This window comes from Bacillus cereus group sp. RP37 (genome assembly GCF_040459695.1).
In the GTDB taxonomy this organism is placed as follows: domain Bacteria; phylum Bacillota; class Bacilli; order Bacillales; family Bacillaceae_G; genus Bacillus_A.
Genome location: NZ_JARVHP010000001.1, coordinates 783,665 through 807,473, shown reverse-complemented (window position 1 = coordinate 807,473; position 23,809 = coordinate 783,665). Strand labels below are relative to the sequence as shown.

The following is a 23,809-nucleotide window of genomic DNA, read 5'->3' as shown; positions in this document are numbered from 1 at the left end:
TCGCTATCGGCCACTACTCTTGTCATATTTTGTCGGTAAGTCGATATATTCCGAAAATCGCTGATATATTTTCACGCACCTTTTCTATACACAATCTTCCCATCAATTACGGTCATCGCCGCTTGTACTTCTCTTATTTCTTCTGGCTCTATTTCAAAAATATTGCGGTCTAATATCGTAAAGTCCGCTTCATAGCCTTTTGTAATTTGCCCTCGCTTCGCTTCTTTTCCGATTGCATAGGCACTTCCTGTTGTAAATAAAGAAACAGCCTCATATGCCGTTAGCCTTTCTTCCGGCATATAGCATACACCGTCAATAAAACTTCTGCGTGTAACAGCGCTATATATACCTAGAAACGGATTTACTTGTTCAATTGGAGCATCCGAGCCACCGTTACAGTGTAATCCTGCCTCCAGTAACGTCTTCCAAGCATACGCATAACGAAGACGATGCTCGCCTAGTTTTTCAATGACTGATGGGAAGTCCGATGACACAAATACGGGCTGAATATCAATAATGGCTTGTAAGTTTTTCATTCTCTCAATCAATTCTTCACGAGCAAGCTGGCAATGAATAATCCGATCACGTAATCCTTCTGCTGGTGGATATAATTCAAGTGCATCAATCACATACTGGAGCGATAAATCACCGATTGTATGAATCGCAACTGACATATGTAAATCTCGTGCTTTTTTCACTAACTCCGCAAGCTCTTCACGTGAGAAAATTGCAACCCCATTTGTTTCCTGCGCATCTTCATACGGTTCACTTAATAAAGCTGTTCTTCCGCCAAAAGAGCCGTCAGAAAAAATTTTCATCGCCCCCAATTCAATATAGTGCTCATTTTCATATTCTTTTCGTTCATGTGCTACTTCATGGTGTACGAGCAAGTGTGCTTTAAATGGCATTTCCTTTATAACATGAGAAAACGCATTGTGCGTTTTTCTAAAACCACCGTAATAATTTAAATCTTCCGTATGCCCGCCAACGAGTCCATATTGCCAGCAGTCTTTAATCGCTGTTTGCAAAGCGCTTTGTAAATAAGCTTCATCAATTTCAGGCTGAACATGTTTCATTAACTCTTGCCCTTGTTCATATAAAAGGCCTGTTAACATATTTGATGAATCACGGCCAATTTTCCCACCTTTCGGATCTTGCGTCGTTTCTGTTATGTTCGCTTCTTGTAGTATATATGAATTCACCCATGTAACGTGGCGACAAACACGTTTTAATAAAATCGGATGTTCTTTAGAGATTTCATCTAAATCACGTACGTGAACTTGTTTTGTATCTGTAAAATTATTTTCATTCCAGCCTTCTCCAATAATCCAAGAACCTTTTGGCGCTTCTTCTACTCGTTTCTGAACGAGAGTTAGCACTTCGCTATACGATGTACAATTTGATAGATCCAAACGAAGTAATCTCTCTCCATGCCCAATCAGATGCATATGACTATCAACGAGACCTGGAATCATTGTTTTCCCCTCTAAATCGTACAACTTCACCGCAACATATCGGTTTTCTAACTCTTCTTTAGTCCCGATATCCACAATCCTGCCATTTTCAACGTAAACAGCGTCCACTTTTTCGTTTTCTTCTCTCATCGTGTAAATGGTGCCGCCATACCAAATTTCTCCCATATATCTCATCTCCTTTGTTTTATTGTATAAAAAAAAGCACCATTTCAAAACATGGTGCTTTTCTAAAAATTACTTTTGTTCAGTAGTAGACGTTGTAACTTGCCATTCAATATTAAATTTATCTTTTACTTGTCCGTATGCTGGGCTCCAGAACGTTTCTTGAAGTGGCATGATAACCTCTCCACCTTCTTGTAACTTATCGAATACTTCTTTCGCCTTTTCCGCGTTACTAATTTGAATTGCGATTGTTACTTGAGATCCGATTGCATGCCCTTGACCTGGGAATGTATCAGAAATCATAAGTTCCGTATTACCAACTTTTAAAGTAGCGTGTAAAACGCGCTCTTTTGCTTCAGCTGGAATCGGGTATTCTGGATTTTCAGGCATGTCACCAAAAGTTTGCATGACTTCTACTTTTGCATCTAACGCCTCTTTATAAAACTGTACAGCTTCTTGCCCACTACCATCTAAAACTAAGTACGGATTAATACCTAAAATCATACGGACACCTCTTTTTTAAATTTATAAAATCGAACTTGTGTTCGTTTTTATAATATCATATGGTTTGTAGTTCATTCAACTATTTTCGAAATTATTTTGAAGGAATCTCCATCTCTTGTTTTCTAAGTTCAATACGGCGAATTTTTCCAGAAATCGTTTTTGGTAGTTCATCTACAAATTCAATTTTGCGAGGGTATTTATATGGTGCAGTAAGTTCTTTGACGTGTTGTTGGAGTATTGGAATTAATGTTTCTTCGTTCTTTTCTATATTCTCTCTTAATACGATAAATGCCTTCACGACACTTCCGCGAATTTCATCAGGGCTTGCGACAACCGCACACTCTCTTACGTAAGGATGTTTTACAAGTGCATCTTCTACTTCAAACGGTCCGATTGTATAGCCAGAACTAATAATAATATCATCTCCGCGTCCTTCAAACCAGAAATAGCCGTCTTCATCTTTCTTCGCTTTATCACCGGTAATATAATAATCACCGCGGAATTGCATCGCTGTGCGCTCATCGTCTTTATAATACTGTTTAAAGAGGGCTGGTGTTTCAATGTGAACTGCAATATCACCAACTTCTCCTATCTTTACCGGAATACCTTCCTCATCTACAATATCAACGTGGTTACCTGGCGTCGGTTTTCCCATTGATCCTGGTCTAATATCCATCCCTTTCATTACACCAACAAGTAATGTATTTTCCGTTTGCCCATAGCCGTCTCTTACTGTAATATCAAAGTGCTTTTGGAACGTTCCAATGACTTCTCTATTTAACGGCTCGCCTGCGGATACAGCGCTATGTAAAGCTTCTAAATTGTACTCACTTAAGTCTTCTACTTTTGCCATTAATCTATACTCAGTCGGCGTACAACAAAGTACATTCACCTTATTCTCATCTAATAAATTTAAATATGTTTTCGGTTCAAATTTACCGTTGTATACAAATCCTGTTGCCCCTGATCCTAGAGTTGCTAAAAATGGACTCCAAATCCACTTTTGCCAGCCTGGACTAGCTGTCGCCCATACAACATCATTCTCTTCAATTCCGAGCCAATTTGGAGCGCTCGTACGTAAATGAGCGTATGCCCATGCATGCGTATGAACAACACCTTTTGGATTTCCTGTCGTCCCTGACGTGTAAGATAAAAAGACCATATCTTCTTTATCTGTCTTCGCCATTTCTAACAGGTCACTTTCTGTTTCTAACGCTGTTTTTAAATTAATCCATCCACCTACTGACTGCTCGCTCAGAACGAATTTTTGAAGAGATTCCATCGCTTCTATATCATCAAACTGCCCAATGTACGGCTCATAACTTACGATTGCTTTTACTTCTCCGTGTCCAATGCGATATTCGATATCCTTTTTGCGCAACATTTCCGAACTCGGAATTACGACAAATCCTGCTTTAATCGCAGCGATATACGTCATGTATGCTTCAATTAAACGCGGCATCATGATAAGAAGCTTGTCCCCTTTTTGCAGACCACTCTTTATAAAAGCGTTTCCAATTCTATTCGCACCTTGCATTAACTCAGCGTATGTAACTTCTCGTCTATTCCCTTTATCATCTTGCCAAATTAAAGCAAGCTTCTCTTTATCACCTGTATATTTCTCTATTTCGGAAACTAAATTATAAGACGGTGGCGCCAACAATTCTTCTCTCTTCATAAAATATCCTCCTTCGTTTCTATGCCTCCCTTATATAATAAAGAATTTTCAGTTAATTTTGAACCCTCTTCTTTTGACAAATTTTTTATGTCTATGTCGAAATGAATGTATAACGATGCAAACAACAAAAAGAAAGAGCGGGAGAACCCGCTCTTTCTAAGCCATCGTATATGGGATTATTTTTGGAAACCGCCTAATTGTTGCTCAGCTAGTGAAACTAGACGTTTAGTGATTTCGCCACCAACAGAACCGTTAGCGCGAGATGTTGCATCAGCTCCAAGTTGAACACCAAACTCTTGAGCGATTTCGTATTTCATTTGATCTAATGCTGCTTGAGCACCAGATACTGCTAATTTATTGTTGCTTGCCATGTTGTATCACCTCCTTGTGAGTATAGAGTGTGATAAACAACATGACTTCATACATATTTTAGATATGGTAATTTATGGTTTTAGAAAAGTTCTTCGAATTTTTCTTCTTCCGCCACTACTTCTACCGTTTGTAATACCATTGTTTCTTTATTCGCTACAGCTTCGTCAATTAATGGTGCGAAATCGTATTTTGCTTCAAAACGATTCGCTTTTTCACGCTTTGGCTTCGTCGCTGGGCTTGCTGGTGTGAATACTGTACAGCAATCTTCGTACGGACGAATTGAAATATCATATGTGCCAATTTCTTCAGCGATTTTAATAATTTCTAATTTATCCATCGTAATAAGTGGACGAATAACCGGATAGTTTGTTACTTCGTTGATCGTATGCATACTATCTAATGTTTGGCTTGCTACTTGTCCAAGACTTTCACCAGTCGTGATTGCAAGTGCATTACGCTCCTCTGCGATACGCTCTGTAATATGCATCATCATACGGCGCATAACTGTCATTGAATAGCTAGATGGAATTTCTTTATTAATCGTTTTTTGCACTTCTGTAAATGGAACAAGGTGAAGCGTTACACGTTTACAGTACTTCGTTAACTCTTGTGCTAAATCGATTACTTTTTGTTTTGCACGCTCACTTGTGAAAGGTGGGCTATGGAAGTGAACTGCTTCCACAGACACGCCGCGTTTCATCGTTAAGTACGCTGCTACTGGGCTATCGATACCACCAGAAAGAAGTACCATTACTTTTCCGCCAACGCCAACTGGTAAACCACCAGCGCCCATATGCTCACCACACATAATATAGCTGTAACCACTGCGAATTTCTATACGTACATTCACATCTGGATTATGAACATCTACTGTGATATCCTCTGTATTTTCTAAAATGTGCCCACCGATTTCTGGAAGTAACTCCATCGTCTTCATTGGGAAGCGCTTATCAGAACGGTGCACTGTAATTTTAAATGTTTTCACATCATCTTTTACTTGCAAGAAAGCTGCCAATGCACCTTTTTTAATATCTTCTAATTCTGATGGTACTTTCATCGCTAAGTTAAATTTATGAATACCAAATACATCTTTCAATCTTTCAGAAATTGCTTCATGGTCTTCGCCATTTAATTGGATGTACATACGATCATGTGTTGCATCGATTTTAATATTTGGGAACTTTTTCAGTTTAAACTTTACGTTATCTTTTAATGTGCTTACAAATTTAGAACGGTTCTTACCTTTAGTCGTCATCTCTCCATAACGAACTAAAATATATTCATATGTCATCATATTTCTTTACCTCATCACTTCATATAATTTTGGCATCGTCTCTTTCACAATACCTTCAAATTGTTTTACTTCTTCCATCGTGTTTTCTGGTGCCAAACTAATGCGAATAGCACTTGCAGCAGCGGCATGCGGTACTCCCATTGCCACTAACACTCTGCTCACTTCATTTGCTTTTGAAGAACAAGCAGACTTCGTCGATACATATACACCGTGCTCTTCTAAAGCATGAACGACCACTTCTGGTTTTAAACCAACAAATGATACATTTAAAATGTGCGGTGCTGCATATGCAAGCGACGTATTAATCGTTACATCTTCCATCTCTTTAAAGAAACGGACAAGCTCTGTTTGTAAATTTTGCAAATGAGCTACCTTTTCTTTCACTTGTTCCATTGTCATGCGAAGTGCTTTCACCATCGCTACAATGCCAGGTAAGTTCTCTGTACCGGAGCGATACTTAAGCTCTTGTTGACCACCTGATAAAATTGGATCTAACCTTACGCCATCACGTACATAAAGAAGACCCGTTCCCTTTACACTGTGGAATTTATGTCCAGATATTGAGCAAAGATCAATATGAGAAGCATATAAATCAAGCGGTACTTTTCCTATCCCTTGTACATGGTCCACATGGAATCTTATTTTCGGATAGTTCGATAATAACGTTCCAATTTCAGCAACAGGCTGAATTGCTCCAGTCTCGTTGTTCACATGAATAATTGACACAAGAATCGTATCTTCACGAAGTGCTCGTTTTACATCCTCTACCGATACAACACCATGCTCATTAACCGGTAAATATGTTACATCAAAACCGAGATCTTCTAATTGTTTATATGCTTCAAACACAGACGCGTGTTCAATATTTGTTGTAATGATATGTTTACCGCGCGAACGATTCCTCATCGCTATTCCTTTAATCGCAAGGTTATTCCCTTCGGTTCCACCTGATGTGAAAATAATCTCAGAAGGTTTAACATGAAGAAGCTGCGCTGCAATCGTTCTTGATTGTGTTAATAGACGCTCTGCCTCTCCTCCAAGCGAATGAATAGAAGAAGGGTTTCCAAAATATTTTCCAGCAACCGTTACGTACGATTGAAGGGCTTCTGGATATGGCTTCGTCGTCGCACTATTATCAAAATAGATCATCGTTCTTCCCCTTTCAGCGCTATCACATCATATAATCATATCACAAATACGTGTAATTACGCTAAGACTACTCAAAGGTTCCATTTTATCCCGATTGTGAAGGCCGATAATTAGCTAGGATGACCCTACTGACTACAGTTTCACTATATTTTAAAACGAATAACCTTACTGTATTCCGCTATTCATTATAGCAACATCGTCCCCAAAATTACACAAAAAAACAAACCCTTATGAAAGGGTTTGTTCATTGTCTACATATTCAGCTATTTTTTGAACAACGCCAGGTTCAAGTTGCTCTAGTACAGAAGCCGCTTGTTCTAAAGCTGCATCGTATTGATATTCACGGAATAATTTCTCCGCATAATTTAAGCTCTCTGCAAGGTTCTCATCATGACTGCGGTAACGATTACCATATTGAATTAATTTTTCAACTAAATACGCTTGTCCAATTAACTCTTCTGTCATTTCAGCTACACCATTAACAGTTGTGTATGCTTCTTCTAAACTGCTATTTACAGCGTTCATATTTAACGGCTTCACTTCTAACTGTTCATATACAGCTTGCATTGCCATTTGTCCTCTTTTTAAATCTTCCATAATGCTTTCTGGAAGACCTGGCAAATTCGACTTTTGCATAAAACGTTTCGTTTCAAAAATGATATTTCGCATTTCTTGCAACTTCTCACGCGCTTCAAATTCCTCTTTACGCATCGTTTGCAGCATTTCTTTATATTCTGCATGAAGTACTTTTAACGTTTCACATTGCTCATAAACCTCTTCTAGTTCTTCACGAATAATAGAGAAGGCAATATCTTGTTCCGCAACGCGTAATTGCAGCATTTCAAAACGTTTCGTTAAAATATGCATTTGCTTTTCAATTACTTTCTGAGACTCAATGTCCTTATCTTGTAACTGATAACTCTGTTTCACAAGCTGTGTTTCTACTTTTGTTTCAATCGTTTCAGCGCGAATTTCTTCTAAGTCTTCATAAACAGAAAGTGTTTTTTGCTCCACATAATGTCTCGCATGTACTTCTTGTTCCAGTTGATCATAGAAGCCATCTAAACGCGTTTTTAAGTTTTCTACTTTTTCAGCAGCTTCTGTTATATGAAGCTCCTGTATATCCATTAAACATGTGTGTAGTTGTGTCGTCATATCACGAACTTCTTTAGGGACTTCCAAATACTCTAATACATAACCTTGTCTTACCATATCATTATGTCCGTGTAATAAATCTTCCAGCTGAACTGGTAACGTCGCTTGACACTCTACCAATAAATCTGGAATTTGGTGAATAATGATTTCTAAGCTTGCCAAACCTTCTTCTAAACTAATAACAATTTCTCTCGCTTTTAAATAGTCGCCATTATCTGTTGCCTCTTCAAAGCTTTTAAACTTATTAGATTCAGCATCTAGCATCTCTTCAATTTTCTGCTCTGCTGCTCCATACATATGTCTATGAGCAAGAACACTCTTCTTCATACTACGATATGTATCACGTAACTCTTCAATTTCCGAGCTATTTTTTTCATGGCTTTCTAACAATTGCTGTAATTCATTTAAAATGTCTGTAATACGATTATCAGCGTCATCTAAACCACTTATGGATTCATTCATCGCATGCTTTGCTTTTCGGAAGGAGAATTGCGAGGCGAATTTTCGCGCTTGCTCTAAATCTTTGTCTGCTTTCGGAAGGGTTGTTGATACAATCTCATCCCATTCTTCACGCCATTTACCAAACAGTTCTTCTGTTTGACCCGTCATATTTAAATCTTTCACCCGTTTTAGTTCATCTGCCACAGGTTTATCTTTTATCTCTTGTTTCCACTGCTCCAGTGCTTCAATATCTTTATATGAACGATTTCTTATCACAAGCTCTATCATGAGCAGCACTAGAATAGAGCTTACTACAATGATAACGATCGTCAGGATAGAATCCATGCAAAAAAGCCTCCTAGTTATATCTCTTTTTTTGTCCGTTCCGTTTATGAAATGGAAGGCATTATGTATAAAAAGGGAATTCCCCTATATTTAACAACTAACAATGTACTAATCATACCATGTAATGGTTTGTTTTTGACCTAGTTTTTTTTAAAATTTCATGTTTCTTTCAATGCAATTGTAATCTTTCTCAATCTTCTGTTTCGATTAGCTTCCATCATCAAATGATTGCAATAACGGGTTCTCTTCCATATGGGATACGAAATGAATTTTGCGTGCAAGTGGTGGTTCAATAGAAATCGCATGCACATTCCCTTGCTTTACCGCTTGCTTTACTGACATTTCTGGAAGTAACGTAATACCAAGTCCAGCTCCGACCATCGCAAGCATCGGTTCTGCATAAGAAGTTTCAAATGCAATGATTGGTTTCGCACCTATCCCCTGAAACATATTCGTAATCATTTTCCTTACATCACAGATTTCTGGGTATACGATTAACTTTTCATTTTGCAAATCTTCCATTCGGATCACTGTTTTCTCTTTATAAAGATGATCATTTGAAACGACACAAACAATTTTTTCTTCTCGCATTTCTTTTATACACGTAGCGCCTTCTACTATTGAATCGACGAACATCGCTTCAATCTTTCGTTCTTTAAAGAGTCCCATTAGTACTTTCGTATGCTCAATTTTCCATTCTACTTCGAATCCTTCACCTAATACATCTTTACATTTTGATATGTAATGAGCTGCTAAACTTGGCAATATGCCTATAGAAATTTTCCGCTTCTCCTGAAAAGTCTTCATTTCAGCTTTCACTTCATATATGTGTTCCAAAATCGGTAACATCCTTGTTATAAATAACTCTCCAGCTTCTGTTAATTCCACTCCTTGCGCGGAACGCTTGAGTAAAGTAACCTCTAAATCCGCTTCTAACCTTTGAATTTGCTTACTAAGCGCCGGTTGAGAAATATGTAAAAGCTTACTCGCCTTTGATAAACTGCGCGTATTCTTCACTTCAATAAACGATCGTACTGCCTCCAAATCCATCGTACACACCTCTAACAAAAAGTTATAACTGTTATAAAAAATCGATATTTCCTTCTATAAACAATTACTCTCTATACTTATTTCATCAACTTACTATAACGAAATGTAAAGGGGAAAGATACTCTTGGACAAAAAACAAATGCTACTCGGATCCCTCCTATGCTTACTTGCCGTAACGGCTTGGGGATTTATGTTTCCTGTCATGGCAAATGCTCTGCAGTTTATCGATCCGTTCTTCTTCACAACTATCCGATACGGATCAGCAGCTATTATTTTTCTTATTTTGCTATTCATTACTGAAGGAAAAACTTCACTCCACTTAGAAAAAAGAACACTTTCGTTATTCTTTTACGGAACAGTCGGTTTCGCTGGATATGGTTTTCTCATTTTTTACGGTCAACAACTTGCCGGGCCTTCTGGGGCCATCCATGCTGCGATGATTCAATCTCTTATGCCGCTCATCGCTTTATTATTGCAGTGGATAACAAAAAACAAACGCCCACAAAACTACACATTCCTTTGTATGTTCGTTGCATTGCTCGGTGTTATGCTTGTCATTTCAAAAGGAAATATTCACTTATTATTTGGAGCTGCCAGTCACCTCTCAACAAATATACTTATGCTATGCGGCGTTACTTGCTGGGTCATTTATACGAACGGTGGTGCTCGTTTTCAATCTTGGTCACCACTCAGGTATACGACGTTAACTTGTTTATTCGGCTCAGTTTCACTCATCGTTATCGTCACTTTCTTCACTTACACAAACATCGTTACTATGCCGTCACTTCGTACCATTATGAGCGTTCGTTTTGAACTCTTGTATATGTCGATTGTTGCAGGTGTTATCGCTGTATTTTGCTGGAACACAGGAAATCGCTATATTTCATCTATTAACGGCATATTATTTATGAATTTAGTTCCTGTACTTGCACTTATCGGTTCCATCTTTCGAGGTTATACAGTCGACAAAATTGAAATTGCCGGAGCCTCACTAACAATTATCGCGCTCTTATGCAACAATGTATGGCAAAGGAAAGAAAGCACAAAAATCCCCACCTCATTTCGTTAGGTGGGGATTTTTCACATATGAACAGCTCTTGGCAATTCATAGTACATATTCGTTATACATAATGTTTGCTCCATCCATTGCTCAATTTCTTTCGTGTACATTTCTATGAAAAATGTCTCAGACGGAAAAGAATGCAGCACTTCTGATATATATTGCGGATATAAAAAAGGCATATTCATCATGCCTTTTAATTGCGTCATAAACATTGTAAAAGATACCTTTTTAAATTCCTGCTTTATTTGTCCCTGTCTAATCATTTGCTCTATATAATATCTTTCTTTAGAAAAGTAAATGGTCATCACTTCGCGAATTAATGTCGTATCAAGTGAAAGCTCTCGGTAGAAGAAACGTGTCAGCTCCCTATTTTCAAATTGATATCGTAAAATTCCGCGCACCATTTGTACCATCACATCTTTAGCCGACAAATACTCCCTCTGTTCGAACGACATTTCAATCACATGAATATATCCTTCTAAAAAGTCAGTAATAAGCTGTTCTAATAAACCTTGCTTTCCAGCAAAATAATATGAAATATTCGCTACATTCACATCCGCTCGCTTTGCAATTTCTCGCACCGACGTTCCATCATAACCTTTCGTGTTAAACAACGATATTGCCGCATCAATTACTTTTTGTTTCGTCTGTTTCATGCGCTCACTTCCTCTCACTGAACAGCTATAATTTAAATTTCTTGACTTTTAAGACAAATTCCTTTAATTTTCTATCGACAAAGTCATGTGAAATACATCGTATTTTGCTAATATTTTACACATCTCGATAAAAAGGGAGTTGTTTCCATGTTTACAAAAGAAAGTTATGCAGGTTCTCGTGAAGAACAATACGAGACAGTAATTAAACAACTGGATGCATTATTAACTGGCGAACCGAACGTAGTCGCAAACTTATCAAATGCGTCCGCATTATTAAATCAATTTTTAGATCGTGTGAATTGGGTTGGCTTTTATGTAACAGAAGGAAATCAGCTTGTTCTTGGACCTTTCCAAGGAATGCCTGCTTGCGTGCGCATTCCATTTGGACGAGGCGTTTGCGGCGTTGCAGCTGAAACAAAAACAACGCAGCTTGTAGCAGACGTTCACCAATTCCCAGGACATATCGCTTGCGACAGTGCTTCGAATTCAGAAATCGTTGTACCGATCGTGAAAGAAGGAACTGTCGTTGGAGTACTTGATATTGATAGCCCTGAAAAAAATCGTTTTGATGAAGTAGATCAGCGCTATTTAGAAAAGTTTGTGGAAACACTCCTAAAACATATTTAAAAAAGAAAAGAGCGAGTTATCGATTGCGTACATCACGTACGAAACCGATAGCTCACTCTTTTTTATTGATTACTAACAGTAGATATTTTCTTTAGTGCCTGTTCTAAATCAAAAACGATATCCTCCCATGATTCTAAACCGACAGATAAACGTATTAAATTATCGTAAATACCCATTTCTTGTCTTAGCTTAGCTGGAATCGCAGCGTGCGTCATCGTTGCCGGATGCTGAATTAACGTTTCTGTATCCCCTAAACTTACGGCAATTGTAATAAAGTGAAGGTCATTGATAAACGCTTGCGTCTCTTCTTTTCCGCCTTTTACTGAAAAAGAAATCACACCACCGCCCCGTTTCATTTGGCGAGATGCTAACTCCCCTTCTGGATACCAAACACCTTCTACCGCATCATGATTTTTGAGGAACGATACAATTTTTTCGGCATTATCACAATGGCGGTCCATTCTTACCGCTAACGTCTTTAATCCGCGTAACAATAACCATGCATCAAACGGCGCCATAATACCGCCGATATCTTTTCGCATCGGGCGAATTTGTTCTGCTAACGCTTTCGTTTTACAAATCGTTACACCTGCCACAACATCACCGTGACCACCAATATATTTTGTCGCACTATGAACGACCGCGTCACAGCCCATTTCAAGTGGTCTTTGTAAATAAGGTGAACAAAACGTATTATCAACAATAACAAGTAAGCCATTTCGCTTCGCAACCCGAATCACTTGTTTTAAATCAATTAATTTCATTGTCGGATTAATCGGTGTTTCAACGAAAATAAGCTTTGTATTTGGGCGGATTTCATTTTCAATATCATCCTCTGTCTCCATATCACAAAACGAATGCGTAATCATAAATTTTTCTTCTAACACTTCTAAAAAACCGTACGTGCATCCGTATAATCCATTTGAACAAATAATATGATCTCCAGCCTTTAAAAAACCAATTAAAGTTGCGGAAATAGCTGCCATACCGGATCCGAAAGCAAGTGCTTCTTCTCCTCCTTCTAACACCGCCATACGTTCTTCAAATAATTTTACAGTTGGATTTCCAAGTCTTGAGTAAATATAAGACGGATCTACTCCCGCAAAACTCGCCTCTCCTTGCTGCGCAGTCTCAAATGTAAATGTAGACGTTTGAAATAACGGTGGTGTTAAACTTCCTTTATGTTCCTCAGATGTATACCCGTGATGAATTAACGCTGTCTCCATATGTTTCTTTTTCATAAAAACATCCCCTTTATGTTTTTATCCCGCTTTAACGGGCAGTAAGACCCCAACATCAAAATTCAGCGAAAGCAAAAAAGTTAGTTTTGGGGATTAACTGCCCATAAAAGCCCGATTCGTTCAACTAATAACCAGTGGTGGGGGACGTCCCCACCACTGGTTAAAGTTTCACTTTATCCCGCATATTCATCAACAAAAATTTGATGAACGTTTTACTTCATTTTATGTAAGCGTTTTATTTGTGTTTCTATCACTTCTTTTATATCGTTTTAAATTCCTTCTTGCTAATTTCCAAAATTTATATGCATAAAACAAAAATGTACTCGCTTGACGAAACTCTGGGTAAAAGATATAATAGCGTTTGTGTAAAATAAAAAGGCAGCCTTGTAATGTGAGTTTATCGTTTGTATTTTGTTCCTCTACGGAGGTGTATCTCGTAACTCCCTGCTGCTGGAGCGAAGGTACATGAAAACAAAATGCCCGTAAATATCGATTACGTCTGTTTTTATTTTACGTAAATAAAAACATTTTTAAAGGAGGAGTCAACTATGGCTCGTTATACAGGTCCAGCTTGGAAACTGTCTCGTCGTCTTGGAATCTCTCTAAGCGGCACAGGAAAAGAATTAGAAAAACGCCCTTACGCACCAGGTCCTCACGGTCCTAACCAACGTAAGAAACTTTCAGAATACGGTTTACAATTACAAGAGAAACAAAAACTTCGTCACATGTACGGCATGACTGAGCGTCAATTCCGTCGCACATTTGACCAAGCAGGTAAAATGCCTGGTAAGCACGGCGAAAACTTCATGATCCTTCTTGAAGCTCGTCTTGACAACTTAGTTTACCGTATGGGCTTAGCTCGCACTCGTCGTGCAGCTCGCCAATTAGTAAACCACGGTCACATCACAGTTGATGGATCTCGCGTAGATATCCCATCTTACCGTGTAAAACCTGGTCAAACAATCAGCGTTCGCGAAAAATCTAACAGCCTTGTTGTTGTTAAAGAAGCGATCGAAGTTAACAACTTCGTACCAGAATACTTAACTTTCGATGCTGATAAATTAGAAGCTACTTACACTCGTCACGCTGAGCGTTCTGAGTTAGCAGCTGAAATCAACGAAGCATTAATCGTAGAGTTCTACTCTCGTTAATCTCGGTACTCTAAAAAGAGTAGTATTAAAAGCCTTAGGAACCTTGTTTATCAAGGGGCCTGGGCTTTTTTTATTTGTTATTGATAATGGCAAAATAAGGCATAAAAACGAATGCACTTGGGGCTAAGTGGGGCTAGTTTGGGACCAAAAAATAAAAAAGGCTGGCGTGTGTATAGAAATGGATAAGTGCAAAAAACAAATTATAAAAGGAGTTAATTGTTTTGAAAGAAAAATTCAACGAGATCCCTCTTCATGTACAAGACTTTCAAAAATTTAAAATGCTATTAGAAGAATTAGTACAAGATGAAGTAATATTCATTGAAGGTCTTTCTAAGTATTCTTTAAATATTTCTTCTAAAGAACATAAGGTCACCATTAACCTTAGAAGTGAGTTTTTCCTAGATCCACACCTGGTAATTACTGCCATAAGCATTACCCCAAGTAATCAAGGTAAGGGAAGTATTGTTCTTGAATGGTTTAAAACATTCGCTAAAGAAAAAGGATTCGAACGATTAATATTACAAGAAGTTATAACCGAAGAAGGTTATAACTTTGCATTAAAAAATGGTTTCTCAAAAAAGGTTGGTCCATTCGAGGAAATTTTTAGAAAGCCCGATAGTACTGACGGAAATTATGAGCTACATTTATAAAGAGTAAAATAAAAGTGAACGAATATTTTCCTTATGCGTTCACTTTTTTACTTGATGAATTATCCACCACAGCTTATTCTTTTCTTTCCATAAGAGCAATTCCCCCTATACTTTTAAATATTAAAATCGCTGTCAAACACATACCCGCATCCATTTGATGTTAACACAACAATTGTTGTGATTTAAATAAGTAGAAACCTCTCATAATAGATAGAGAGCTCCTTGTTTCTTTATGTTAGTGCAACCTATTGTTTTAAAAAATGGTAAAATGTAGTTTTAGGAGGGGGAAGAATGAGGAAACTAAAAATAACTGTTTTTATCTTATTACTGAGCATACCACTATTCCTATTAAATGGTTGCTTTACAGACACAAAACTATTTGAAAAACCAATAGGAGATTATTTGTCCGAAAACTACGGGATAAAGAATGGGGAATTTAAAATTCTTTCTGCTGATAGTGCGCTTGGAGTTTCTGATCATAACACTTACGTGGAAATAAAAAAACCATACCACACTGTTGCTTATTTTATTGTAAACAGTGACTCCCATTATGAAGTAGTTAAAAATGAAAGCGATGATGTTTTTCTAGAAATATTCAAAGGGGCTTATGTTGAACAGCATCCTGATGTTTTGAAACAATCCGATAAGATGATAAAAAAGTATAACTTATTAAGTGAATCTCCTACCGAATATGGCAAAGGGAAACAAAATTTCTATTACTATTTACATATAAATATAGATAAACAACAAGAAAAGGAATTAGTTGAAAATTTCAAACGTGATCAAAAAATAAACACTGACAACATAATGAAAACGTTAAAAGATAGTACACCTAGAGATCATGCCAATTATATAGGAGTCATCAATTTTAGTTACTATTACAATACCTACAAAAATAGCGAAACTATTCAAAATGCTCAAAATATTATGGGTGATTTCGAAAAGAGCCACGTGTTAACAGAGGGTATTTATAACATAGCAGTTAAGACCATCTATTCCAGCCCTAATGAAACAGAGGAAGAAATGGATGATCGTCGTAATAATAATGTCATGTTTACCGTGGATGAACAAGGGAAATTCGAAATATTAAAAACAACTGTAGATTCTTGATAAAATACGCCAATTGTTGTGTTTTAAATAAAGGGCGACTTCCCACCAGGAAGATAGCCCTTTTTTTCTTATTACTGTTCTTGTTCTATTACTAATAACCCGGTGGTTCAAACCCACTTAGCCAAAAACGGGGACAGCTCAACTTTGAGCATACCCCCACTGAAAAAGGTAAGTCCAACTTTGGACAGTCCTCCCTCCTATTTAATTACATAAGCATAGATAACTAAATCTTGTTTATCACCTTCAAAGTCATAAATTCGAGTTATGCCATACTCTTTACCTCTAAACATAATGCTCATACTTGGATGTAAATCATTTCTCCATCCAATTCACCTATTTTCTTTTTAACTTCCTCTTCAGCTTTACGAGCAGCCAATATACGAGGTACTGATATTTTCATAAAAAACTCTGCCATTTTCAATGCAGTTTACTCACTTGGTGGATTATCTAATATAGTTCGTTCTTTTCTTTCTATAAGATCCTCCCTTTCATTCATGATTTTTTACATCTTTTCTTTTTATTTTCCTTGTAAGTGAATGTTTTAAACAAAACTCCATCTTTCAAAAAAAGTTTTTCTATCATAATTCACTAGGATTTCGACATCATTTGACGATTCTTCTTCACCATACCTCCAATATCCAGTTCTAAGTAAGAACTCAGAAAGCCCTTCCGGGATTGGAAAATCATAACCATCTATACTTACCTTTGTTACCTCAATACCTTCTCTAATTATCATCGAATCATCCTTTCAGTTGGAATATGGATAAATTCGCTTTTAGGTATATTAATATCTCTAATAAACTCATTGCAATGTAACATTTACAGTTATCTCCTTAAATCGGTATAATTTACTTATTAAAGGAGGGAGATTTTTGAGTTTAAATATGTATTTAGGGGAAGTACAGGCTCAAACACAAAGTATGAATGCTTTCTGTACCACTACTATTCAAGGTATGGAACAAGCTATTCAGTCGATTGATGCTTTCACCAGTGATACTATTCTACAAGGACAAACATATGACAGTGCAAAGGCATTCTTTGCAGAAACTTTTCGTCCTTTAGCACAAGGAATTATTTATTTGTGTGAAGAACTAATTCGTCAGAATGATGCCTTTCCAAATCAATTTCAATCACAGGTTGCTTCGACAGATGTAATCGAACAAGAAATATTAGAACAAATTCGAGAAATTGATCGAATGAAGGCAAGTATGGAAGCTATCAGTCAAGCTATGCCAATCCCAGGTCTAGATGCTATGGCAAATCTTTTTATTGCCATGAGGCACAAACTTCAAGAAAAGTTAGATCATTTGTATCAGTTCAACCAAACATCTAGCAATAACTACAGTACAGCAATTCAATTAGCTGCTAGTATTGCAACAGGTCTTGCAGAAGTCCAAAGTGGAAAAGGTTTTAGTCCTGCAAGTGGTACATTTAGTACACAAGGGTTGAATATGGAATGGGTGACTTCTATTCAAGCGATTACAGAGGCTAGGAATCGTCAGGCTGACAATCTTTTAAATGATAGTCCAATTGAAGAAGGAACGATTGAGGATAGACCTTCATCGGAATCAGAAGAAAAAGATTTTGATGGTAAAAAACTAGCAAGAGATATAGCTGGTGAACTAAGTGGAGAATATGATATTCGACGTGCTTGGGATGGTATTGATCCATCTACTGGCGAAAAACTTTCCACTTTGGAAAGGTTTTTCGCTGGAGGAATGGCTGTAGCTGGTCTTACACCAATCGGAAAAGTTGCTAAAATTGGTAAAGTCGGAAAAGCCATAGATAAGGCTGATACAGCTAAAAAGGAAATGCAGGAAGCCGCGGCATTATTGAAAGCTAGAAGACAGAAACAAGCTGCAATTAATCGAACATCAGGAGATAAGTTTGAAGCTGAATTGAAGACTAGCTTAGAAAGTACTGGCGAGTTTGAAACAGTAGTTAAGCAATTAACACTGGAAACGCCTAGCGGAATAAAAACTAGAGTTGATTTAGTCGCACTCGGTAAAGAAAACAGTAAAATTAATCTATACGAAGCAAAAGCTTCTTTAAGCGCACCTTTAACAAAAAATCAGAAGTTGGCTTTTCCTGAAATTGAAGAGTTTGGAGCTATCGTAAAAGGTAAAGGAAAACCACCGTTTGATGGTGGTACGGAAATACCGCCTACTAAAGTAGAAGTCATACGTAAACAATAAAAAGGAGGCTACCATATGTCTTTAAAAGAATTAGAACAAATAGACTTATTAGCTATCGAAAAAGAAACAGGATATGTCCATCTTATTATTGCTGACGAAGAGGATTGGTCAGACGAAGAAGAACACGTCTCGTTATTGATAGAAAAGATTTATGCTTACTTGGGATTTATTGAAAGTGGGACGATTTATGAAATATATCCTGATGCTAAGGGACGACAATTTGTTATTAGTATACACGGAAAATATCGTTGCACTGAGTATGGTGAAGAGTTTTTTGAAAAAACTGAGGAAATAGTTATGAAAGCTGGATATGGTTTCCAATATATACATAACCCCCACAAAGAAGGGGAAATGTAGCAGAATAAAAGAAACAAGAAGAACGCCTTGTAGTGAGGGTAAACGTTCTTCTTTTTTTATCGGTCTATGTAATTAGACATCAAAAATGTAATATTTACATTGCTTGCACATAAGTTGTAATTGCTGAACTTACATTAGGAGTTTTAATCACTTACGCTTCGAAGCTGAATAAAAAGAGATAATGAGTATTTGATAAAAGGTGAGATACCAAAAGACTATTTCAAAATCCATGAATACGAAGGCGCAAATATGAAATTATACTTTAAAGATACTGAAATAGGTGAAATCAGAGACGTTTTTGTAGAAACACCCTGGATGTATGAAACAATACATTTAAATGATAATAGTAAACCATTTCAGGAATATTTCCGTAAAATGGTAGATGAAGACAGTACTTTTGACTTTGAAAGTACTGATCCTGAATTTCTAGACGATGAAAATTGGTCCGTTTTCGATGAGAACGAAGGGAAATATTTAGGAATCGACATTCCAGCAATCCACATTAATCCCCCCCTTCTTCTAACACTTAAAAACACTACATTCTATCCCATAACTCATTTTTCTTTGCTGTACTCTCCTTTTGTTAACATTATTTTTACAACGTATTTATCTATATCTTCCCTTTTTCTATTTTCATTCAACCTTAAAAACCTCTTCATCACCAGAGCATCTGAATGAGATTAACAAACTTAATGAACAAGTACCTCTTTAATCGTGAAATTATTAGAATATTCCATTTACAACAACTCCCTTAAATTGGTATTATTTTCTTGTAAGAGGAGGGAAAGTTCATGTCTTTAAATATGTATCTCGGTGAAGTACAAGCTCAAACAGAAAGTATGAACTCTTTCTGTACCGCTACTATTCAAGGTATGGAACAAATCATTCATTCGATTGACGCTTTTGCATTGGATACTGTTCTACAAGGACAAACATATAGCAGTGCAAAAGCATATTTCTTACAAACCTTTCGTCCGTTAGCACAAGGAATCATTTACTTATGCGAAGAATTAATTCGTCAAAATGATGCCTTTCCAAGAGACTTTCAATCACAGGTAGCTTCTACAGATGTTATCGAACAGGAGATATTAGAACAAATTCGAGAAATAGATGGGCAATTACTAAAAGGAAAACATATTTTAGAAATTTCAGTATCTAATAAAAATTTCAGAAAAATAGATGAATATATAAAGCGAGCAAAAGACAAGTATGATATCGAGATTAGATTTAGGGAGGAATAATTAATGACATATTCATTGAAACCAGAAATACAGGAAGTACTTGAGAAAATTAATTTTACCGAGAGATACAAGTCCTTATCAAAACAATTTCCAGATAGAGAAAACACATTTGAAAACTATGAAAACGAAAAAGTAATTGCAGTATTTGAATCTCTTGGCTATAAAGCTCGTTTTATGAAAAAAGAAAACTTTTTTATTGTTGGAGAAGTAAAAAACAAAGATATCTATACTTTCAGGTTCAATATTAGCTTGAAATATGGACTCGTTGAATTAATTTGGGAAGCATGGCACACTGGTGAAGTTAGAGTTGGAACATCTTGGGCTATGTTTGTAGACGTATTATCCAATGATACTGAAAAAGTGCTCCGTCCAGGTTTCCATAGCTATGAAGAACTCAAAGAAATCATGAAAATTGCATTTGAAATGTACGAAGATTTCAAGCGAGCATTAATTCCTATTTATTCATGATTTTATATTTAAGAAAGGTAATTTTGTCTTAAATGTAAAAAGAGCAAATCCGACTTATAAGAGTCGGATTTCTTCATTTATCTAAAACTTTATACTGTTTTATTCAATCTAATGTTAGTATTTTTCCAATGTTGACACAACATTAGAGTTATCATTTCAAGGATAATAAGATTATAAGAGAGCATTCAGGCGGTCATACTTATCCAGATGATCCATCCCAAAATAGAGGATCACATTTCAATGATGTACATGGGAATCATTATGACTATTAAAATTGAGGTGGTAAAATGAAGTGTTGGAATGAAGTAGAAAAAGATGCATTCTCATACTACGAATGGTTTAGTAAAGATGAAGCAATTAAAAGAGTCGGTAATTTACCAAATTTAAGTTTATTCAGCGTTAATGGCTCCATGTTATTTAGCCCAGATGAAAAAAAGAAATTCAAAGAAGTATGTGGAACTGAAATCAAGCAAGTATTTATGAAACAGGATTTAACTAATGTCTACAAATTCTACTTGCTTGCAGCTATTGAAATCAAAGACAAAAACTCTAAAATTGAAAAATATCGAAAGGTATGGAAAGCTCTTCGAACCAAATGGAAACTTGAGGGATTTAATAAGGGTCCAGAAGTTGAAATGGAAGTTGGAGGAACAACTTTCTACTCAAGTATTGCAGAGTTTTGTCTCGAGAAACTTCCAGCTGCCATTGAAATAGTTTCTAGTAACCCTAAAAGATTTACAATCATTGCAAGTAAAAATAGTGATATAATTGCGGAAGAAAATGTTAGAAAAATTTTCAAAAAAGCATTTAATGAATATAACAAATGGAAAGATGAAATAGATTATTTTAACCTTTCCATTCATCTCTGCCCAAAAGACGATATAGTTTTTAGATGGGGAGATTCATTAGAGGAAGCGGAAATAGCTGCTATATTTAAGGGAAATATACTTACACTTTTAAATAGCTAACTGCAAAACCTTTCTAAAAATAACTACATTTCAATTAACAATTATATTATTTTAATAGAATTAAACTAAGAAAAATCCGACTCACAAAAGGCGGATTTCTTCATGTATCTAACATGTATACTGTTTTATTTGATCTAATATTAAAAATTAGGGAGGAGTAATTATTGGCGTATTCATTACAACCTGAAATACAAGCCTGCCTTACAAAAATTGATTTTATTAAGAGATATAAAGCATTATCAAAACAATTTCCAGATAGAGAAAATACATTTGAAAACTATGAAAACGAAAAAGTAATTGCAGTATTTGAGTCTCTTGGCTATAAAGCTCGTTTTATGAAAAAAGAAAACTTTTTTATTGTTGGAGAGGTCAAGAATAAAAACATCTATACTTTTAGATTTAATATTAGTTTAAAACATGGCCTTGTTGAGTTTATTTGGTCTGCACGACATAATGGTGCAATAAGAGCTGGAGATCCATGGGCTATGTTTGTAGCAATATTATCAAATGATACAGAAAAAATACTTCGTCCATGCTTCCACAGTTACGATGAACTCAAAGAAATCATGAAAATCGCCTTTGAAATGTACGAAGATTTTAAGCGAGAATTAATTCCTATTTATTCATGATTTCACCTTAAAGATATATGAAGTAATGACCCAAAAAAAAGGACAGACTTAAGGTTTTAGGAGAATTAATTATGAACTTAAAATTAAAATCGGAAATAGAAATAGCACTAAAAAAAATTGACTTTGTTAATAGATACACAGAACTTTCTTCTTTTTCGAGAGAAAATTATGATGCCGAAGAAATCATTCCTAATCCCAATATTGAAGAAATTCAACAAATACTTGAAAAGCTAGGTTATAAATCAGTTTATGATAAAAAAGAACAGTTTTTAAAAGTTGGAGAACTAGATGATAAAAAAGAAAATTTATTTTATTTTAATATTGGTATTAAAGTAAACGTTCTGGACTTTACTTGGGTAGTTTATCATAATGATGAACTACGATTAGGTAGTCCATGGAGTCTATATTCAAGACTTTTAATTTCTCCAGATACTAGAATTAAGCCCGTACTATTTAGCGATTATGACAGCTTAGAAAAAATTTTAAAAATTGCTTTAGGTATGTATGAAGATTTTAAACAAGAATTAATTCCTATCTATTCATAATTTTATATATAAGAAAGGCAATCTTATCTTATATATAAAAAAAGAAAATCCGACTTACAAGAGCCGGATTTCTTCATGTATCTAACATGTATACTGTTTTATTTGATCTAATATTAAAAATTAGGGAGGAGTAATTATTGGCGTATTCATTACAACCTGAAATACAAGCCTGCCTTACAAAAATTGATTTTATTAAGAGATATAAAGCATTATCAGAAAAATTTTCTGATAGAGAAAATACATTTAAAAACTATGAAAATGAAAAAGCTATTGAAGTATTCGAGTCTCTTGGCTATAAAGCTCGTTACAATAAAAAAGAAGACTTTTTTATTGTAGGAGAAGTAAAAAACAAAGATGTCTACACCTTTAGATTCAACATCAGCTTAAAATATGGTGTTGCTGAATTGATTTGGGAGGCATGTCATAACGGTGAAGTTAGAGCTGGAGACCCATGGGACATATTTATACGATTGTTATCAAATGACACGGAAAAAGTACCCGTGCTATATTTCCACAGTTACGATGAACTCAAAGAAATCATGAAAATTGCCTTTGAAATGTACGAAGATTTCAAGCGAGAATTAATTCCTATTTATTCATAATGTAAAAAGCTACCAAAGACAACTAAAATAGTTACTTCGAGTAGCTTTTATTTATATATATTAAAGTTATTTATTTTCCTCTTTCTGAACATATACATAAGCATCTTTCTGCTCTTTATGTATATCCACCTTCGAATTCTCTGCAAGCTGACCCGCATTTAGCAAAGAAAAAATAATGAGCGCTTCTAGTGACATTTCGTTTTACCACTCCTTTCTATTTGTTATACGTTTATCATACCGCTTACATGTGATTTCCGTATGAACTCGAAAAGGAGATTACAACAAAAAGGTTACAGGCATACGAATGCACGCTATAATAACCATAAAATAGGAGGTGGATTCTTTTTGACAATAAACCAAATGGTTCAACTCGGAAGTTCATTTATGTTGTTTATTACTTCAGCACTTATGAGTTGGTATCAGGGGAGTAATCTAATAGATTATCCTGATGAATGGAAATATAGCGCTAAGTTTACAAATTACTTTAAAGGCACCGTTTCAAATTACGAAGATATTTATCAAATCGACTTCTTTATATATGCAGCAAAATTTTATCCAACAGCATTTGTTCTTATGCTCATTAGCTTACTTTATATGCTCATATTAATTCTTCATATTTTATTTACAAGAAAAGATCAGGCAATCTAAATTCATACATAAAAACCCCGAATCATAGACTTT

Annotated in this window: 24 protein-coding genes and 5 pseudogenes; 16 read left to right on the top strand and 13 right to left on the bottom strand. The window is 35.9% G+C overall.

Annotated features, from left to right (window positions below):
• Positions 1–71: 71 nt before the first annotated feature.
• From QCI44_RS04275 to QCI44_RS04240, 8 genes are all read right to left on the bottom strand, one after another.
• Entirely contained in the window at positions 72–1,640 is a 1,569-nt protein-coding gene (locus tag QCI44_RS04275) for an amidohydrolase (protein ID WP_016085957.1), read from the bottom strand.
• A gap of 69 nt (positions 1,641–1,709) precedes the next feature.
• Entirely contained in the window at positions 1,710–2,141 is a 432-nt protein-coding gene (locus tag QCI44_RS04270) for a VOC family protein (protein WP_016085956.1), read from the bottom strand.
• A gap of 91 nt (positions 2,142–2,232) precedes the next feature.
• On the bottom strand, positions 2,233–3,819 hold the full coding sequence (mbcS, locus tag QCI44_RS04265; RefSeq protein ID WP_016085955.1) for an acyl-CoA synthetase MbcS: 1,587 nt from the start codon (positions 3,817–3,819) through the stop codon (positions 2,233–2,235).
• A 176-nt stretch (positions 3,820–3,995) separates the two neighbouring features.
• Positions 3,996–4,190 carry an alpha/beta-type small acid-soluble spore protein gene (locus tag QCI44_RS04260; RefSeq protein WP_000157912.1) on the bottom strand — a complete coding sequence of 65 codons (195 nt, stop codon included), beginning with the start codon at positions 4,188–4,190 and terminating at the stop codon, positions 3,996–3,998.
• Positions 4,191–4,270: 80 nt separating this feature from the next.
• Positions 4,271–5,485 (bottom strand): tRNA uracil 4-sulfurtransferase ThiI, encoded by a 1,215-nt coding sequence (gene thiI / locus QCI44_RS04255; protein ID WP_353811013.1) that lies wholly within the window; start codon positions 5,483–5,485, stop codon positions 4,271–4,273.
• Between the two features lie 6 nt (positions 5,486–5,491).
• Positions 5,492–6,634 (bottom strand): cysteine desulfurase family protein, encoded by a 1,143-nt coding sequence (locus tag QCI44_RS04250; protein ID WP_016085953.1) that lies wholly within the window; start codon positions 6,632–6,634, stop codon positions 5,492–5,494.
• A gap of 228 nt (positions 6,635–6,862) precedes the next feature.
• Positions 6,863–8,575, bottom strand: a complete 1,713-nt coding sequence (gene ezrA, locus QCI44_RS04245; protein ID WP_353811012.1) for a septation ring formation regulator EzrA — start codon at positions 8,573–8,575, stop codon at positions 6,863–6,865.
• 207 nt (positions 8,576–8,782) lie between these two features.
• The gene (locus tag QCI44_RS04240; protein WP_353811011.1) at positions 8,783–9,625 is read right to left on the bottom strand and encodes a LysR family transcriptional regulator; all 843 of its coding nucleotides are present in this window, start codon (positions 9,623–9,625) and stop codon (positions 8,783–8,785) included.
• A 124-nt stretch (positions 9,626–9,749) separates the two neighbouring features.
• Here QCI44_RS04240 and QCI44_RS04235 point away from each other — a divergent pair, with 124 nt between their 5' ends.
• Complete coding sequence (locus tag QCI44_RS04235; RefSeq protein WP_000358806.1) at positions 9,750–10,694, top strand: DMT family transporter; 945 nt, start codon at positions 9,750–9,752, stop codon at positions 10,692–10,694.
• Positions 10,695–10,705: 11 nt separating this feature from the next.
• Here QCI44_RS04235 and refZ read toward each other — a convergent pair whose 3' ends face one another.
• Positions 10,706–11,344 (bottom strand): forespore capture DNA-binding protein RefZ, encoded by a 639-nt coding sequence (refZ, locus tag QCI44_RS04230; RefSeq protein WP_000814937.1) that lies wholly within the window; start codon positions 11,342–11,344, stop codon positions 10,706–10,708.
• A gap of 147 nt (positions 11,345–11,491) precedes the next feature.
• Here refZ and QCI44_RS04225 point away from each other — a divergent pair, with 147 nt between their 5' ends.
• A complete protein-coding gene (locus tag QCI44_RS04225; RefSeq protein WP_061673030.1) occupies positions 11,492–11,971 on the top strand; it encodes a GAF domain-containing protein in 480 nt (159 codons plus the stop codon).
• A 62-nt stretch (positions 11,972–12,033) separates the two neighbouring features.
• Here QCI44_RS04225 and megL read toward each other — a convergent pair whose 3' ends face one another.
• Positions 12,034–13,212 carry a methionine gamma-lyase gene (gene megL / locus QCI44_RS04220; protein ID WP_353811010.1) on the bottom strand — a complete coding sequence of 393 codons (1,179 nt, stop codon included), beginning with the start codon at positions 13,210–13,212 and terminating at the stop codon, positions 12,034–12,036.
• Between the two features lie 548 nt (positions 13,213–13,760).
• Here megL and rpsD point away from each other — a divergent pair.
• The 3 genes from rpsD to QCI44_RS04205 all read left to right on the top strand — a co-directional run bounded on the left by rpsD (position 13,761) and on the right by QCI44_RS04205 (position 16,123).
• Positions 13,761–14,363, top strand: coding sequence for a 30S ribosomal protein S4 (gene rpsD, locus QCI44_RS04215; RefSeq protein WP_000135322.1), 603 nt, complete (start codon positions 13,761–13,763; stop codon positions 14,361–14,363).
• Positions 14,364–14,584: 221 nt separating this feature from the next.
• The gene (locus tag QCI44_RS04210) at positions 14,585–15,013 is read left to right on the top strand and encodes a GNAT family N-acetyltransferase (protein ID WP_098705127.1); all 429 of its coding nucleotides are present in this window, start codon (positions 14,585–14,587) and stop codon (positions 15,011–15,013) included.
• Positions 15,014–15,304: 291 nt separating this feature from the next.
• Complete coding sequence (locus tag QCI44_RS04205) at positions 15,305–16,123, top strand: hypothetical protein (RefSeq protein WP_116363352.1); 819 nt, start codon at positions 15,305–15,307, stop codon at positions 16,121–16,123.
• A 295-nt stretch (positions 16,124–16,418) separates the two neighbouring features.
• Here QCI44_RS04205 and QCI44_RS04200 read toward each other — a convergent pair.
• Positions 16,419–16,619: pseudogene (locus QCI44_RS04200) on the bottom strand (hypothetical protein).
• Positions 16,616–16,859: pseudogene (locus QCI44_RS04195) on the bottom strand (hypothetical protein). The pseudogenes QCI44_RS04200 and QCI44_RS04195 overlap by 4 nt, the downstream one beginning before the upstream one ends.
• 136 nt (positions 16,860–16,995) lie before the next feature.
• Between QCI44_RS04195 and QCI44_RS04190 the strand changes: the two are divergent.
• The 10 genes and pseudogenes from QCI44_RS04190 to QCI44_RS04145 all read left to right on the top strand — a co-directional run bounded on the left by QCI44_RS04190 (position 16,996) and on the right by QCI44_RS04145 (position 23,128).
• The gene (locus QCI44_RS04190) at positions 16,996–18,318 is read left to right on the top strand and encodes a pre-toxin TG domain-containing protein (protein WP_189655083.1); all 1,323 of its coding nucleotides are present in this window, start codon (positions 16,996–16,998) and stop codon (positions 18,316–18,318) included.
• 15 nt (positions 18,319–18,333) lie between these two features.
• On the top strand, positions 18,334–18,675 hold the full coding sequence (locus QCI44_RS04185) for a DUF6572 domain-containing protein (protein ID WP_098705125.1): 342 nt from the start codon (positions 18,334–18,336) through the stop codon (positions 18,673–18,675).
• Between the two features lie 249 nt (positions 18,676–18,924).
• Positions 18,925–19,179 (top strand): annotated as a pseudogene (locus QCI44_RS04180) (hypothetical protein); the annotation flags it as partial.
• Positions 19,180–19,466: 287 nt separating this feature from the next.
• Positions 19,467–19,787: pseudogene (locus QCI44_RS04175) on the top strand (T7SS effector LXG polymorphic toxin); the annotation flags it as partial.
• Between the two features lie 132 nt (positions 19,788–19,919).
• Positions 19,920–20,384, top strand: coding sequence for a hypothetical protein (locus QCI44_RS04170; protein WP_098985976.1), 465 nt, complete (start codon positions 19,920–19,922; stop codon positions 20,382–20,384).
• A gap of 161 nt (positions 20,385–20,545) precedes the next feature.
• Positions 20,546–20,656, top strand: a pseudogene (locus tag QCI44_RS04165) (HNH/endonuclease VII fold putative polymorphic toxin); the annotation flags it as partial.
• Between the two features lie 15 nt (positions 20,657–20,671).
• Positions 20,672–21,352: a hypothetical protein gene (locus QCI44_RS04160; RefSeq protein ID WP_098985977.1), complete on the top strand. Its 681-nt coding sequence runs from the start codon at positions 20,672–20,674 to the stop codon at positions 21,350–21,352.
• Positions 21,353–21,516: 164 nt separating this feature from the next.
• Positions 21,517–21,981: a hypothetical protein gene (locus QCI44_RS04155; protein ID WP_116349188.1), complete on the top strand. Its 465-nt coding sequence runs from the start codon at positions 21,517–21,519 to the stop codon at positions 21,979–21,981.
• A gap of 71 nt (positions 21,982–22,052) precedes the next feature.
• Entirely contained in the window at positions 22,053–22,526 is a 474-nt protein-coding gene (locus QCI44_RS04150; RefSeq protein ID WP_098986736.1) for a hypothetical protein, read from the top strand.
• A gap of 137 nt (positions 22,527–22,663) precedes the next feature.
• Positions 22,664–23,128, top strand: a complete 465-nt coding sequence (locus QCI44_RS04145) for a hypothetical protein (protein ID WP_116349189.1) — start codon at positions 22,664–22,666, stop codon at positions 23,126–23,128.
• Positions 23,129–23,194: 66 nt separating this feature from the next.
• Here QCI44_RS04145 and QCI44_RS04140 read toward each other — a convergent pair whose 3' ends face one another.
• Positions 23,195–23,323 (bottom strand): hypothetical protein, encoded by a 129-nt coding sequence (locus QCI44_RS04140; protein ID WP_000050940.1) that lies wholly within the window; start codon positions 23,321–23,323, stop codon positions 23,195–23,197.
• 63 nt (positions 23,324–23,386) lie between these two features.
• On the opposite strand from QCI44_RS04140, the gene QCI44_RS04135 reads away from it, so the two are divergent.
• Complete coding sequence (locus QCI44_RS04135) at positions 23,387–23,776, top strand: YjdJ family protein (protein ID WP_088084429.1); 390 nt, start codon at positions 23,387–23,389, stop codon at positions 23,774–23,776.
• The last annotated feature ends 33 nt before the right edge of the window (positions 23,777–23,809 follow it).